Source organism: Staphylococcus saprophyticus subsp. saprophyticus ATCC 15305 = NCTC 7292, from assembly GCF_000010125.1.
Classification (GTDB): domain Bacteria; phylum Bacillota; class Bacilli; order Staphylococcales; family Staphylococcaceae; genus Staphylococcus; species Staphylococcus saprophyticus.
Genome location: NC_007350.1, coordinates 1185823 through 1202428, shown reverse-complemented (window position 1 = coordinate 1202428; position 16606 = coordinate 1185823). Strand labels below are relative to the sequence as shown.

Sequence of the window (16606 nt, the reverse complement as noted above, 5' to 3'; positions counted from 1 at the left end):
TTTATTTGACTTATTTTACGTTAACAATCAGTTGATTGTATTCTACGCTCGAACCGTGCTCAACTAAAATTTCTTCTACAACGCCTGAAACATCGCTTGTTACTTCATTAAGCACTTTCATCGCTTCAATATATCCGACTGTATCTCCTTTTTTAATTTCGTCACCCACTTGTATAATAGGGTTTGTTAACTCTTTTTCGTCTTGTAAGAAAAATGTGCCTACCATTGGAGATTTAATTTGTTGATATGTATGCTCATTTGTTGAATCATTCTCTTCATTTTTAGCATTATCTATTTTATTACTATCATTTTTTTCTGCTTGGTTTGATGTAATATGATTTGCATCATTCTCAGTAAAATCAAGTTCGATTTCGTTTTCATAGTCTTTATATTTAAATTTTTTAACGTCGTTCTCTTTAACTAATTTAATTAACTGTTCTATTTTTTCAAAATTCATTATAATTCCCCTTTTAATAAATTTTTGATTCGTGACGCTGTTGGTCGAAGTTGTTTTATTTCAAAAATTGGATTTTTTATTATTTCTTTTCTTTTTTCAGAAAAACATTTTTCTTTTTGCTTTAGTGTCTTGATTGCATCTTCGACTGATATCCATTGGAATCGGATGGTTTCACCTGGCTGTTTTTGTGCCAGTATCGATAAATCAGCTGCACAAACTGTTGCAATTTTAGTATAGCCTCCCACAGTTTGCTTATCATTCAGTAAGATAATGGGATTACCATCGTTAGGCACTTGAATACTACCAAGTGCTACTGGTTCTGAAATGATATCTGCAGAATTGGTTGGCGCAATATTTTCGCCTTGTAAGCGGAATCCCATACGGTCAGATTTTTCTGAAATTTCAAACGATTCAGATGTTAATTTTGCTTTTACTTCTTCTGAAAACTGCTCTATTTGTGGCCCTTCTATAATATGAATCGTGTGTTGTTCATCGTTTTCATTTTCAATACGCGCACTTATACCTATCTGAGATAAATAGTGATCGTTTTGTTGAATAGTCAATACATCACCTTTTTTTAAAGCTCGTCCTTTATAGCCGCCAATTTGATTACGGGTGTGTGTGGCATAACTATTAGCTATCAAAGGTACATTGATAGGTTGTCCAAAAGCTATGTATCCTCTGGCACCATGTAACGCTGAATTTAACTTTAATATATCGCCTTTTTGTGCTTTAATAACCGTTTGATGAGATATAGGTTCATCATTAATAGTAGCGTCAAACTGAGCACCTGTTATAACAAAGGTATTATCTGCTGAAAATTGAATGGACGGGCCGATAATTGTAACTTCTATTGCAGGTCCTTCATTATTAATTAATGTTTGTGCAAGTCTATACGCATAGATGTCTAATGCACCAGCTGTTGAAAACCCTTGATTTTGATAACCAATTCGCCCTTCGTCTTGGATTGTACTAAACAAACCGGGCGTTAATATTTTAATACTCATTACTTACTGTCACCCACTTTTCAATATCAAATTGATTACTTTTTTGTTCCTCTTCAATCTGATTTAAGGTTTGTTCATTAATAGCATAAAACTTAATATAATCTCCTGAGTTGTATAAACACATTGGATCTCGATTTATATCAAACACTTGTATAGGTGTTTGTCCGATAATTTGCCAACCACCTGGAGAAGATTTTGGATATAATCCTGTTTGGTTATTTGCAATACCAACAGAACCCGCAGGAATACTTGTCCTCGGTTCCTCTCTTCTGGGTGTATGTAATTGTTTATTTAACCCTCCTAAAAATGGGAAACCTGGCATAAAGCCCAGCATATATATTAGGTAGGTATTTTCAGTATGTAATTTAATAACTTCTTCTGAAGTTAATTGATTATGTTTCGCGACTGTTTCTATGTCTGGGCCACGGTCACCACCATAGTATACGGGTATATGTAAAATTTTAAATTGTGAGTTTGATGTCAGTCCTGCATCAACATCAACATTGCCTAAGTCCAAGCTGTTTATGATTTCTGTCGCATCGCTTTGAGTGATATCGATAGTCAACATAATTGCGCGATACGAAGGTATTATTTCTAAAATAGCTTTATTACTTTGATCCTTAATATACTGTTCTATTCGCTGTACTTCTTTAAAAGTATCAGGATCAATCTGTTCATCAAAATAAATCATGATGGTTTGTTCATTAATGATTTTATATTCCAGAAACGTTGCCCCCTTTGTTAATTATCACAACTTATTATAAAAACAAACTAAGTTGTACATTCAACATTTCTATTATATCATTTATTATAAATTTCTGTTTAATAGCAAATAATTATCATAGATTATAATAAATAATGAATTCGGCTTATATGAAAAGAATCAATATAGATAGCCTAAATAATTTTATAATTGTTATCAATTTATCAGAATATAGTCTGCAAGTATAGAAATATTTTAGCAAAGTGTAAAATCCCCCCAGACATTTAACATGTGTGGGGGGATTTGCACTAAAATTTATTTGATATTTACGATTTTAACATTTATTTCTCCACCATTTGGTAGTGGAACACGTACTTCATCGTCTAATTTTTTGCCAATTAAACTTTTGGCCATAGGTGATTCGTTAGAAATTTTACCTTTAAATGCGTCTGACTCTGCAGAACCAACAATTTGATATTCTTCTTCTTCTTCACCAGGTAATTCAACAATCGTAACTGTTTTACCTAATTGTACTTCGTTATTATTACCTGTATCTTCGATAATAAGTGCATTACGTAACATGTTTTCTACACGTTGGATATCTTGCTCAATAAAACCTTGTTCATCTTTTGCCGCATCATACTCTGAGTTCTCTGATAAGTCACCAAAAGAACGGGCAATTTTAATTTTTTCAACGACTTCAGGTCGTTTAACAGTTTTTAATTCTTCAAGCTCATGTTCTAATTTCTCAAAACCTTCTTGCGTCATTGGATATTGCTTTTGGTTTTCCATTATGTCATCTTCCTTTACTTATAAATACTATTGTTTACTAACTAAAGTTTGAATCTTCGTCGTCATTATATCGATAGCTACTTTATTACTTCCGCCTTCTGGTATGATAATATCTGCGTATCTCTTAGTTGGTTCTATGAATTGATTATGCATAGGCCGAACTACATTCAGATATTGATTAATAACAGATTCCATTGTACGTCCTCTTTCTTCGGTATCACGAAGCAGACGTCTTAATATGCGCAGATCAGCATCTGTATCAACATAAATTTTGACATCCATTAAATCTCTTAATGTTTTGTTTTCAAGTGCAAATATACCTTCTACGATGATAACATCTTTTGGCTCAAATGCAATCGTTTCCTTACTTCTCGTATGATTTGAGTAGTCATATGTTGGCACTTCAACCTGCTTACCATTCCTCAAGTCATTCAAATTGTCAATTAATAAATCATTATCAAATGCAAATGGATGATCGTAATTGGTTTCTAAACGTTCATCAAAAGTTAAATGTGATTGGTCTTTATAATAATAGTCTTGAGCCAATAGTGCAACACTATGACCTTCTAAATTTTTCATTATTTCGTTTGTAACGGATGTTTTCCCCGATCCTGAACCACCGGCAATGCCTATTATTGTTGTACTTTTCATTATCCAATTTCCTTTCTCATCATGTTATTCGCATAAATTGGATGATCGACTTTAATTTGAACTATCTGCAACGGATGGCGTGCAGCATCAAGTTCATTTCCCTCTTCATCATAAATTGTTTCCACAACTTGTCGAAAAGTATCAATTTCTGGTCCAAAAAATTCAATTTCCTGTCCAGGTTCAAATTTATTGCGTTGTTGTACTGTAGCAATTTTAGTCGCTTTATCATAATCTAACACTAACCCACAGAAATCATAAGCAGAATTTTTCTTATTTTGTTGACCAAACATTTGCTCTTCATAACCTGGTGTACCTTCTATAAATGCAGATGCAGTATCTCTATTAGCGCATTTGTCTAGTTCAATCAACCATTCTGGCTTAATCTTAAAGTTCTCTGGATCACTTGCATATGCGTCTATAACTTTTCTATAAATTGAGACTACTGTCGCAATATAATGTATGGATTTCATGCGTCCTTCAATTTTTAAAGAATCTACACCAATATCCATCATATTAGGAATCGATTCTATTAATTTCAAATCTTTAGGGCTCATTGCAAAAGGTGCAACCTCATGATCACCATAATATAAATCTAATTCCCCATCAGATTCAATATGTAATAAATCATAATCCCATCGACAACTTTGACAACACCCACCACGATTTGAGTCACGCGCAGTCATATGATTACTTAATGTACATCTTCCTGAATAAGCAATACACATTGCACCATGTATAAAAGATTCAATTTCAATATCAACTTTTTCTTTCATCTCTTTCATTTCCATAGCACCTGTCTCACGTGCTAAAACAACCCTATCTAAACCTTCTTCTTTCCAAAACTCAACTGCTTTGTAATTAGAAAGTGATTGCTGTGTTGAAAGGTGGATTTCCAATTCTGGCGCTACTTTTTTACAAGTTTCAATTATAAGCGGATCAGCAACGATAATACCAGTTGCACCTGTTAATGCTAAATCGCGTAAATAGGTGTCTAAGCCGTCTATATTTTCATCATGAGCAATTATATTAGTGGTTACGTATATTTTAGCACCATAACGCTTTGCAAATGCAACACCCTCTTGGATTTCTGGCATTGTAAAGTTATCTGCATTAGATCTCAAACCATATTCTTGTCCACCGAGAAAAACAGCATCTGCACCATAATGTATAGCTATTTTAAGTTTCTCTAAATTACCAGCAGGGGCAAGAAGTTCAGGCTTTTTCATTTTAGGTTTATTTTGAACATTAATTTCTTCTAAAATTTTCACGAGTTAACCTCCATTAGTATACTGTTTGTTTATATAAGAAGCCTTCGTCAAACGGGCGATGTTCCGGTTGTATTGCTTCTATTGGATCGACAAGCATGAATTTTTCATCTTCATATGCATCTGGGTCCTCATTATACAGATCTATTGCTTCTCTGTATTGTTCGGTACAAATATTGATATAACTTTCTGACTGTAAGATGCCGTCTATTTTCAGTGAATCTATACCCGCTTCAAGTAATGGTTCCAATTCTTCTATTAAGCAAATATCGTTTGGTGACATAATATGTGTTCCATTATAATCTTCATAAACTGGGTATTTATTATCACGTTCTTCGTCATATAATAATAAATCATTCGTTTCATCGTTACGTGAGATCTTCATTTGACGTTCTTGGAAAGTGTAATAATTACCTAACAACATACGCTTAGATTGGAACATGCAAGTCATACCATGAACTTGAACTTCAATTTCAACATTCGCATGGGCTTTGATATTAAGGATTTCGTCCAAACTCAATTCTCTAGCAAGTTGTGCACGTGCAGCTCCTTTTTCTCCCCAATAATTACATTGAAAATAATTAGTCACCAGTGCTTCTGCATCCCAATGTAAAGGAATTGGATCTGTGTGTTGTTTAACATACATAACAACAGCTGGGTCTCCAAAGATAATTCGATCAACTTTTATTTCATGAAGAAAATCAATATAAGCTTCAACTGCACTTAAATGATAGTTATGGAATATACCATTTACTGCAGCATATGCCTTTTTACCATTACGATGAATCATATCCACTGCTTCAATCATTGCTGCTTTATCAAATTCTCCTGCTAATCTCAAACCAAATTTTTGCTCGCCAATGACAAAGGCATCAGCACCTTTTTCAATTAATGTTTCGATATGTTTAACCGATTTGGGTGTCACTAATAATTCTGTCATTTAGATTCTCCTTTAATTGAAATGGCTAATCCATCATCAATATTTAAAAAGTTAGTCGTATAAGCTTCGTTATTCATAAGCCATTCGTTATATTCAATCACCTTTTTAACCATTTGGCGCACATTGCGAGTCCGCACAACTGAAATATCAGAAACAAAGCCATGATAGAGTACATTATCCGTAATAACTACGCCACCTTCTTTTAATAAAGGTGTATATAATTCAAAGAATTTCTTAGACTGTGCTTTAGCAGCATCAATAAATATCATATCGAAACTTTCTTGTTCGACATTATGAAATTGCTCTAACGCGTCACCCTCAACCAATGTCACTTGATTTGAAAAATCGTATTTCCTAATATTTTCTTTTGCTTGCTGTTGCATATCTGAATCACGTTCAATTGTCGTAATATGTACATCCTTAGATACAGATGCAAATTGCATTGCACTATAGCCAATCGCTGTACCAATTTCTAAAATATTTTGTGGTTTATGCAGCCTAATCAATTGCTTAATCATTTCTAAAGTAAGTCTGTCTACAATAGGGACGTTATTCGCTTCTGCATATGGTCTCAAAGACTCTATCGTTTCATCGGTTTGTTTATGTAAATTTAATAAATAGGATTGATTATTATCCATTTTCAAAACTTCCTTCGTTATAATATAATACATAAGTTTTAACAATAAAATAGGGAGTAGTATAGAAGCCTTTTGTACATAAGGTTCCTTGCCCCATCCCGGCAAAAATGGCCAATTAAAAACTCAAAATACTTATAGATTTGCGCTAGAATGCGTCATTTTATGTATGACCATCATATTTTCTTTAGAAATTATGCTTTAACATCTATTATCATTGTATTTTCAACTTAATCAGTTACCGCACAGACTATCAATCACACTAGTCATTGGTGCTCGTGCTAGTTTAATTTTAGTAAAGATGAAAAATATATTTACATATAACATTTATATGGTCTATTCCATTATTAATAAATGCAATTTCAAAATCGTATGTGTTTGAATTTAACTTTATATATTTTACCATAAACACCCCGATAATATAAGCATAAATTCCGTAGTTAGTTAACTCTTAAATATATAATTATCATTAATCATTCGATTTTTATTCGTTTATTTACAGAAAAAAACCATACTGCTTTTCCAGTATGGTTTACTTCATAGTGACTTATATTTAAAGAACGATTTTTTAATTATTCGTGGTCATGATCGTGGTCATGATCATCCATTTCTGTATTAACGACTTCTTCAATCATATCCCATTCTTCGTCAGTTTCCACTGGTAAGAATTTGCCACCTTCACCATTTTCATCTGGCTCATTAATCATAGGCACCAATTCAATTAAATCGTCATCATCTGATTCTGCACCTTCTTCAGCAAGAATAACGTATTCTTTTTTGAATTCTGGGTGGAAAAATTCTAATACTTTACGATATAAGACTTCATTACCTTCTTCATCATATAATGTAAGTAATTCCTCTTCATTGTTAATTTCTAATTGAGAATCATGGTTATGCTCTGTCATTATTAAAAGCTCCTTTTTATTGTAATGAGTCTAAATAGCCTTGCAATATAAATACTGCTGCCATTTTATCTATTACTTTTTTTCGTTTCTGTCTAGAAACATCCGCTTCAAGTAATGAACGCTCCGCAGCCATAGTGCTTAGACGTTCATCCCACATAATTATTTCTAATGATGGCAGTGCTTCTTGAAGTTGCTCCTTGTATTGTAACGAAGCCTCGCCTCGAAATCCAATAGAATTGTTCATATTTTTTGGTAATCCAATAACTACAGTACCAACGTTATCTCTTTTTATAATTTTTACTAATGCTTCAATACCTAATTCATTGTTCTCTTCGTCTATACGGAGTGTGTCTAATCCTTGGGCTGTCCAACCCATCAGATCACTTATTGCAATGCCAACAGTCTTACTTCCTACATCTAATCCTATAATTTTATGCTTTAACATAAACTAATTCGATTTCTCTTGCAAATAGTTTGAAACTAATTCTTCCATGATATCATCGCGATCAATACGACGAATTTGATTTCTAGCTTCGTTATTACGTGGAATATATGCAGGATCTCCTGATAATAAGTAACCAACAATTTGGTTCACAGGATTATATCCTCTTTCTTCTAAGGTATGATAGACATTTTGTAATACTGTTTTGACATCTTCTTTTGGAATTTCATCATAATTAAATTTCATTGTTTTATCAAAATTTTCCATTGTTCTTACACTCCTTTGTATCGAGTAAAAAAAGTTCTTACTTATATTCTACATTAGAATCGAATCAACTTATAGAGATTTAATGTAATCTTTAATGAAACGTAATGATTCTGTTATGTTCTTTGGTTCAGTACCGCCGCCTTGAGCCATATCAGGGCGTCCGCCACCTTTACCGCCTACTACAGGAGCCATGTTTTTAATGATATCTCCTGCTTTCACTTTATCAGTTAATGCTTTTGGTACGGTAGCTACTAATGACACCTTACCATCTATATTACTAATAAGTACAATAACAGTATCTTGTAATTTTGATTTAAAATCATCCATAGTTTCACGTATTGCTTTAGCATTAGGAACGTCTACTTCCGTTGCTAAGACTTTCAATCCATTAATTTCTTCTACTTGATTAGTGATGTCACCCATTTTTAATGATGTCACTTCTTTATTCTTTTGTTCAAGTTGTTTTGTAAGCTCTTTTTCTTCGTCTTGCATATGAACGATTTTCTCTAATACTTGGTCATCTGATTTTACTTTTACTTGCGATTTAACTGCGTTAAATTGAGATTGAATCGTTTCTAAGTATAAGAAAGCTGATTTACCAGTCAATGCTTCTATTCGACGCACTCCAGCACCTGTACCAGACTCACTTACTATTTTAAATAAACCGATTTCTGCTGTGTTGTTCACGTGAATACCACCACATAATTCAATTGAAAATGGGGCCATATTTACAACTCTTACAATTTCACCATATTTTTCACCGAAAAGTGCCATAGCACCTAGTTGTTTTGCTTCAGAAATTGGCATTTCTTGAATATCTACTTCAATACTGTTCCAAATTTCTTCATTAACACGACGCTCAACCGTGTCAATTTCCTCTTGTGTCATTGGGCCAAAGTGTGAAAAGTCAAATCTTAGACGATCTGCTTCAACAAGTGAACCTGCTTGATTAACGTGATCTCCAAGGACTTCTTTTAATGCAGCGTGTAATAAATGTGTTGCACTATGGTTTTTCTTGATTGAACGACGTTCTTTGTGATTCACACTCGCTGAAACTTCAGCATTCTTCTTAACAGTACCAAATTGAATCTCACCTTTGTGCAAATTCTGACCATTTGGTGCTTTAGTCACTTCAGTAACTGCGATTTCAAAGTTTTCATTACTAATTGTACCTTGGTCTGCCACTTGACCACCACTAACAGCATAAAATGGTGTCTCACGTAAAATAAAGTAAATCGTCTCTCCTGCTTCTGCAGATTCTACAAGTTCACCATTTTGGATAATATCTGTGATGACAGAGGCTTTGTCCATAACATCATACCCAACAAATGTGCTATCTGTGGTAATCTTTTTCAATACTTCACTTTGAACTTGCATAGATTGTGAATTTTGTCTTGCTTGTCTTGCTCTGTCTCGTTGCTGTTGCATTTCTTCTTCGAATGTTTGCATATCTATTGATAAATTTTCTTGTGTCGCAATTTCTTCTGTTAACTCAACTGGAAAGCCGTAAGTGTCATATAATTTAAAAGCGTCTTTACCACTGATTTCATGGGTAGATGTTTTCGCTTGTGCAACTAAGTTATTTAGAATAGCTAGACCTTCTTCTAATGTTTCATGGAAGCGTTCTTCTTCTGATTTAATGACGCGCTTAATAAAGTCTGCTTTTTCTTTAACATTAGGATAATATGGTTCCATAATGTCAGCTACAATATCAACTAGACGATACATAAATGGTTCATTAATATCTAATGATTGACTGAATCTTACTGCTCTACGTAATAAACGACGTAAAACATATCCTCTTCCTTCATTAGCTGGTAGTGCACCATCTGCAATGGCAAATGCAATTGTACGAATATGGTCGGCAATCACTTTAAATGCCACATCATAGTTATCATTTTCCAAGTATGTTTTACCTGATACTTTTTCTACTTCATGAATGATAGGCATAAATAAGTCTGTTTCATAATTTGTACGCACATTTTGAGCAAGTGATGCCATTCTTTCAAGACCCATGCCGGTATCAATATTTTTATTAGGCAGTGGTGTATAAGTATGATCTTTATTGTGATTGAACTCACTAAACACTAAATTCCATACTTCAAGGAAACGTTCATTTTCTCCCCCTGGATACATTTCTTCTGCAGGATCATCTTGTCCAAAATCTTCTCCACGATCATAGAAAATTTCCGTATTTGGACCTGATGGGCCTTCACCAATATCCCAGAAGTTGCCTTCAATGCGAATAATACGACTTTCCTCAAGTCCAATGTCTTCATTCCAAATTCTATACGCTTCTTTATCCTCTGGATGTATTGTCACATATAGAAGTTTAGGTTCCATTGCCATCCACTTTTCACTTGTTAAAAATTCCCATGCAAATTCTATAGCTTCTTGCTTAAAGTAATCCCCAATTGAAAAGTTACCTAACATTTCAAAAAATGTATGATGACGTGCTGTGAAGCCAACATTTTCTATATCATTTGTACGAATTGCCTTTTGAGAATTAACTATTCTTGGTTTTCTAGGTGTTTCTCTACCATCAAAATATTTTTTCAGTGTAGCTACACCAGAATTAATCCATAATAGTGAATCATCGTCAATAGGGACTAATGGTGCAGAAGGTTCTACCATATGGCCTTTTTCTACGAAATAATCAATAAAATTTTGTCTAATTTCACTTGCTTTTAAGTTTTTCATACTTAAAATTCCTCCATCTCAACTCATGTTAGTTCTTTAAATAATTAAAAAAGAAAATAAAAAACGCCCATCCTCATAAAGGGACGAACGTTTCGCGGTACCACCCTAGTTATAAGTGTTAACAAATTAATTCAATCTTAATTGTAAGTATCACACAGATCAAACGACTGACTTTAATTCCCTAACATACACTTATCACTTAATTAGTTATTATGCTTGCTGACACAAAGTAGCATTCAACTATACCGACTGTACTTTTCACCAACCAGTACATCTCTTTTCGCTCAGTATAATTTACTCATCTTTATGTGAAGTTAATTATATTGTATTTATTTTCTTGTCACATGTCAATCTTCAACGAAGTCATATGGGGAAATATCTCCCATATTAATCATTGGGTTAATTTTAAAAATATTGTCTTCAGTTAGAATGATATCAGCATCAAATGTGTCGCTGATTTCTTCTTCAGTAGATGCATCGTTATTAAAGTAGGCTTTTAAAAATGTGCATAACTGTGTCATTCTCACTTGTCCATGCGTTTTTAAACCAATATCAAAGGCTTGCGGATCACCTAAAAAGACAAGGGATTGTTTAGCCCTTGTTAAGCCAGTATATAATATGGGCTTTTGTAGCATTCTAAAGTATTGTTTTACCATAGGCATGATGACTATTGGGAATTCAGAACCTTGTGATTTATGGATCGACGTACAATAAGCATGAGTTAATTCTATTAAATCTTGACGAACAAAAGTAATTTCATTACCTTCAAAATCAACGACTAATACATCTTTGTTCAACGCATTTTCTTTTGCCCAAAAAACACCCACGATTACACCAATATCACCGTTGAAAATATTATCATTAGGCCTATTTACAAGTTGCAAGACTTTGTCACCTTTTCTAAAAAACACATCACCAAATTCTATTTCACGTGTATCTTTATCCTTAGGATTTAAAATATCTTGTAATACCATATTAAGTTTTTTAATGCCTGCTGACCCTTTATACATTGGTGCAAGCACTTGAATGTCACTCATATCATAGCCTTTATTCACAGCGCTTGAAACAACTTTTTCCACAACTGTCGGAATCTGATCTGTATTACAATTTATAAAATTTCGATCATGAAAACGTTGGGTTATATCAATCGGTTCACCTAGTTTCATCCGATGCGCTAATTCAATAATACTAGAACCATCTTGTTGTCTATAAACTTCTGTTAAATTAACACGAGGTATCACTTTTGAATCAATTAAATCTTTAAATACTTGACCAGGACCTACAGAAGGCAATTGATCTTCATCACCTACTAAAATGATTTGTGCATCTATTGGAACTGCACTTAAAAATTGGTGAAACAGCCAAGTATCAACCATAGACATCTCATCAATGATAATTAATTTTGCTGATATTTCATTATCTAAAATATCTTCCGGTTGTGTATCCTGATTCCATCCGATTAAGCGATGAATTGTCATGGCTTCTAAACCTGTCGACTCTGCCAAACGCTTTGAAGCTCTTCCTGTAGGCGCACCTAATACGACTGGATAATCATCATTTTGATAATCATCATAATTTAATGAGAGACCATGAATTTCTGCATATAATTCTACAATACCTTTTATCACAGTTGTTTTACCTGTACCAGGGCCACCTGTGAGCAGCATAATTTTAGAATTAATAGCAGTCTGTAACGCATCTTTTTGTGAATTTGCATAATTAACTTGATTGCGCTCTTCAATTTCTCCAATCTTCATTAAAAGATCAGACTGTTCTATTTGTTTGAGTTTATTCTTATACGCATAATTGCGATAAAGATTCTGCACACTTTTTAATTCTGAATAATATAAACTCGGAATTGCAACTTCATTTTCTTGTTGAATGAGTTTGGTATCATTTACCAATTCTTGTAATACATGATTCAATTGTTGCATTTCTATTATTTCACTAGGTGCTTGAGAAAGCATATCTTGAGTCATTTCTAATACATTTTGAGTAGGTAAATATGTATGTCCTTGCTTAATACATTCCTCTTCAAGTACATATAACAAACCCGCTTTTAGTCTTTCTGTATCATTGAACTGGATTCCAACATTACGTGCTAAGGTATCAGCTTTATTAAATCCAATTCCTTTTACATCATATACGAGTTGGTAGGGTTTATTTTCAACAACATTAAGTGTTTCTCCTAAATACGCTTGGTAAATCGCCATAGCTAGTTTTGGTCCAAACCCTAAATCATGTAAGCGTATGATAATTTGCTCCGTCTCTTGATTACTAGCAATTTGTTCAGCTATTTGTTTTTGCTTTTTCTTAGGTAAACCAGGTACTTGCTCTAATACCGACGGGTCATTTAAGATATCGTTTATAGCATTTTCACCTAGTTTATTAACAATACTTTGCGCAGTTTTTTTACCAATACCTTTAAATAAATCACTTGATAAATAACTAATAATTGCCTCTTTAGTTTGTGGTAATTCTTTTTCAAACGTTTCAGCTTTAAGTTGTTTACCATACTTCGGATGTGTAACAACTTGGCCTTTGAATGTATAAACATCACCTTCAGCAATTTCTGGGAAAAACCCTACAATCGTAGGCATTGAATCAAATGTTTCACTTGACTCAATTGTATCAACTTTTAAAACCGTATAAAAATTTTCTTTATTTTGAAATAAAATCGCATCAACGGTTCCTTTAATCATTGAATTATTAAATAGTGTAGGGTCTCCCATCAGTTATTCCTCCTCTGCGATAGATTTAAATGTTTTTATAGCATGCTGACTCATAACATGTTCTGGATTTGCGTCTACAGCAGCTTCAAAATATTCAATTGCTTGTGCTGTATCTTCAGTCTGCATATAAGTTGCCAAACCTAAATTATATAATGCATCTGAATGTTTATTATCCATTTCTAACACCGACTTAAGTTGCTTTATCGCTTGCTCAAACATTTCTAAATGACAAAGTACAAGCCCATACTGAAATTGAATCTCAACATCATGACGGTCATCTTGTTCTGCTGCAGTCATTAAAAAAGGTAAAGCCTCTTTAAATGCTTCTAATTGACTAAATGACATACCAATCATATAGTTAGTATCGACTTGATCAACGTTAAATTTCAACGCTTGTTGATACAATTTAATCGCTTCATTAAAACGGCCTTCATTGTAATATACATTCCCGAGATTATAATAGATTGCGCCATTTTGCGGATCTAAAGTAATTGCACGTTGAAAGAATTTTTCTGCTTTATCTACTTCGTTCGCTTCAGCTAATAAAATCCCTGCATTTATGTAATTTTCCACTTCTTTTGGATTTGCTTCTATGTTTTCAAATAATGCTTTTAATGCTTCTTCAAAATTGCCTTGTTTAATTAAATTATATATCTGTTCTTGATTCATTTCTAACCCTCATTTCTGACTACTTATTATAACATTTACCACGGTATTTGAAATAATAATTTCAAAAAAAGAAATCGTTAGTTACTATTTTGAATAGCTTACTAACGATTTCGAATAAAATTCAAAAGTAATATTTATACAACGTAACTTAGTTGACCAGATTCTTTATAAACGTCATCTATCGTTGCGCCACCTAAACATACATCACCATCGTATAAAACGACAGATTGGCCAGGTGTAATGGCGCGAACTGGTTCATTAAATATCACGCGTATAGCATTTTCGTTTTCATTTTTTACAAATACTTTCGTATCTTTTTGACGATATCTAAATTTAGCAGTACATTCGAAACCATTTTCTAGATCTACATCATTTACGAAAGAGATATCAGATGCTATAAGATAATCGCTGTATAATGCGTCATGATGGAATCCTTGTTCCACATATAAAATATTGTCATCTAAATTTTTACCTACAACAAACCATGGATCACCATCGCCACCAATACCTAATCCGTGACGTTGACCAATTGTATAATACATCAAGCCAGCATGAGTGCCGATTTTTTCACCTTTTAGTGTTCTCATTTCTCCAGATTGTGCTGGTAAATATTGTGATAAGAATTCTTTGAAATTACGTTCGCCAATAAAACAGATTCCTGTTGAATCTTTCTTTTTAGCTGTAGCTAGGTCTTGTTCTTCTGCTATTCTGCGTACTTCTTTTTTCTCTATATCTCCTATTGGGAACATCACACGTGACAACTGGGATTGAGATAACTGATTCAAGAAATATGTTTGATCTTTATTATTATCAACACCTCTTAGCATTTCAACATGACCATCTTCATGACGACGCACACGTGCATAATGTCCAGTTGCAACATAATCTGCACCGAGTTTTAACGCATGTTCTAAAAATGCTTTAAATTTAATTTCTTTATTACACATAACATCTGGATTTGGTGTACGTCCTTTTTTATATTCGTCCAAGAAATAAGTAAACACTTTATCCCAATATTCTTTTTCAAAATTAACTGCATAATATGGAATACCTATTTGATTACATACAGCGATGACATCATTATAATCCTCTGTTGCAGTACAATATCCATTTTCATCCGTATTATCCCAATTTTTCATAAAAATGCCAATTACATCATATCCTTGTTCTTTTAAAATATGTGCTGTAACTGAACTATCAACGCCGCCTGACATGCCAACTACTACGCGTGTATCTTTATTTGACAACTACATTTCCTCCCTAAATTTATGGTATATTTTGTGAATTTCTGAAACTATATATTTAACTTCTTGTTCTGTCGTCTGTTCATTAAAGCTAAATCTAACTGAGTGCTTCGCTCGCTCATCATCACTATACATTGCTTGTAACACGTGTGATGGCGTCGTTGTTCCTGCTGTACATGCCGAGCCTGATGATACATAAATATTTGATAAATCTAATAATGTGAGCATTGTTTCAACATCTACAAACGGTAAATATAAATTAATGATATGTCCTGTTGAATCTGTCATGGATCCATTGAGTTCAAATGGAACTGAGCGCTCTTGTAACGACACTAGAAACAAATTCTTTAAATTCATAAGATGCACATTATTTTCATCTCTATGCTCATTAGCTAATTTGATTGCTTCAGCTAAACCTACAATTTGTGGCACATTTTCAGTACCAGCTCTACGTTTTGCTTCTTGTTCTCCACCTAATTGTTGATACTTTAATTTAGTTTCTTCTTTAAGCAAAAGTACGCCGACACCTTTTGGACCACCAAATTTATGCGCAGTAATACTCATAGCATCCATATTAAAATCATGGAAATCAATTTCTAAGTGTCCAATAGCCTGAACTGCATCAACATGGAATAATGCATTCGATTCTGAAACAATTTCTTCAATATCATACATTGGTTCAACAGTCCCAATTTCATTATTAACAAACATAATTGAAACTAAAATGGTTTCTTCAGTAAGTGCATTTCTTAATTGATTAAGGTTAATCAATCCTTCTTTATCCACTTCTAAATAAGTAACTTCGAAACCTTCTTTTTCGAGTTGTTCAAATACATGAAGTACAGAATGATGCTCAATCTTAGTAGTAATGATGTGTTTACCTTTGTGCATGTGCTCATAAGCAATACCTTTAATTGCAGTGTTATTTGATTCAGTTGCACCACTAGTAAAGATGATTTCACTTGGCTTAGCATTAAACGATTTAGCAATTGTACGACGCGCATCATCTAAGTATTTTCTGGCATCCCTACCCATGCTGTGAATTGATGACGGATTACCAAAATGTACGGAATAGACTTCCATCATTTTATCAATAACTTCTTGTTTGACGGGTGTTGTTGCAGCATAATCTGCATATACTTCCATGTTTGACACTCCTTAAATTTTTATCAATGTTCCAATAATAGCACCATATAA

At 33.4% G+C, this 16606-nt stretch carries 16 protein-coding genes; all 16 read right to left on the bottom strand.

Features of this window, described 5'->3' with window-relative positions; translation table 11 throughout:
• Positions 1-10: 10 nt before the first annotated feature.
• Positions 11-457: an acetyl-CoA carboxylase biotin carboxyl carrier protein gene (locus SSP_RS05880; RefSeq protein WP_011302976.1), complete on the bottom strand. Its 447-nt coding sequence runs from the start codon at positions 455-457 to the stop codon at positions 11-13.
• Entirely contained in the window at positions 457-1464 is a 1008-nt protein-coding gene (locus tag SSP_RS05875; RefSeq protein ID WP_011302975.1) for a biotin-dependent carboxyltransferase family protein, read from the bottom strand. The genes SSP_RS05880 and SSP_RS05875 overlap by 1 nt, the downstream gene beginning before the upstream one ends.
• Positions 1454-2188 (bottom strand): 5-oxoprolinase subunit PxpB, encoded by a 735-nt coding sequence (gene pxpB, locus SSP_RS05870; protein WP_077461038.1) that lies wholly within the window; start codon positions 2186-2188, stop codon positions 1454-1456. Before pxpB ends, SSP_RS05875 begins: the two co-directional genes overlap by 11 nt.
• A 294-nt stretch (positions 2189-2482) precedes the next feature.
• Positions 2483-2959, bottom strand: coding sequence for a transcription elongation factor GreA (greA, locus tag SSP_RS05865; protein WP_002483128.1), 477 nt, complete (start codon positions 2957-2959; stop codon positions 2483-2485).
• A gap of 27 nt (positions 2960-2986) precedes the next feature.
• Entirely contained in the window at positions 2987-3610 is a 624-nt protein-coding gene (udk, locus tag SSP_RS05860) for a uridine kinase (RefSeq protein ID WP_011302972.1), read from the bottom strand.
• Positions 3610-4878, bottom strand: coding sequence for a peptidase U32 family protein (locus SSP_RS05855; RefSeq protein ID WP_011302971.1), 1269 nt, complete (start codon positions 4876-4878; stop codon positions 3610-3612). The genes udk and SSP_RS05855 overlap by 1 nt, the downstream gene beginning before the upstream one ends.
• A 13-nt stretch (positions 4879-4891) precedes the next feature.
• A complete protein-coding gene (locus tag SSP_RS05850) occupies positions 4892-5815 on the bottom strand; it encodes a peptidase U32 family protein (protein WP_011302970.1) in 924 nt (307 codons plus the stop codon).
• On the bottom strand, positions 5812-6453 hold the full coding sequence (locus SSP_RS05845) for an O-methyltransferase (protein WP_002483124.1): 642 nt from the start codon (positions 6451-6453) through the stop codon (positions 5812-5814). The genes SSP_RS05850 and SSP_RS05845 overlap by 4 nt, the downstream gene beginning before the upstream one ends.
• Before the next feature lie 569 nt (positions 6454-7022).
• The gene (locus SSP_RS05840; protein ID WP_002483123.1) at positions 7023-7355 is read right to left on the bottom strand and encodes a DUF1292 domain-containing protein; all 333 of its coding nucleotides are present in this window, start codon (positions 7353-7355) and stop codon (positions 7023-7025) included.
• A gap of 16 nt (positions 7356-7371) precedes the next feature.
• Positions 7372-7800, bottom strand: a complete 429-nt coding sequence (gene ruvX, locus SSP_RS05835) for a Holliday junction resolvase RuvX (RefSeq protein ID WP_011302969.1) — start codon at positions 7798-7800, stop codon at positions 7372-7374.
• Positions 7801-7803: 3 nt separating this feature from the next.
• Complete coding sequence (locus SSP_RS05830; protein ID WP_002483121.1) at positions 7804-8064, bottom strand: IreB family regulatory phosphoprotein; 261 nt, start codon at positions 8062-8064, stop codon at positions 7804-7806.
• A 69-nt stretch (positions 8065-8133) separates the two neighbouring features.
• Entirely contained in the window at positions 8134-10764 is a 2631-nt protein-coding gene (alaS, locus tag SSP_RS05825) for an alanine--tRNA ligase (RefSeq protein WP_011302968.1), read from the bottom strand.
• Positions 10765-11111: 347 nt separating this feature from the next.
• The gene (locus tag SSP_RS05820) at positions 11112-13496 is read right to left on the bottom strand and encodes an SF1B family DNA helicase RecD2 (RefSeq protein WP_011302967.1); all 2385 of its coding nucleotides are present in this window, start codon (positions 13494-13496) and stop codon (positions 11112-11114) included.
• Positions 13497-13499: 3 nt separating this feature from the next.
• Entirely contained in the window at positions 13500-14165 is a 666-nt protein-coding gene (locus SSP_RS05815) for a tetratricopeptide repeat protein (RefSeq protein WP_011302966.1), read from the bottom strand.
• 134 nt (positions 14166-14299) lie between these two features.
• Entirely contained in the window at positions 14300-15412 is a 1113-nt protein-coding gene (gene mnmA, locus SSP_RS05810; RefSeq protein ID WP_011302965.1) for a tRNA 2-thiouridine(34) synthase MnmA, read from the bottom strand.
• A complete protein-coding gene (locus SSP_RS05805) occupies positions 15413-16555 on the bottom strand; it encodes a cysteine desulfurase family protein (protein WP_002483116.1) in 1143 nt (380 codons plus the stop codon).
• Between the last annotated feature and the right edge of the window lie 51 nt (positions 16556-16606).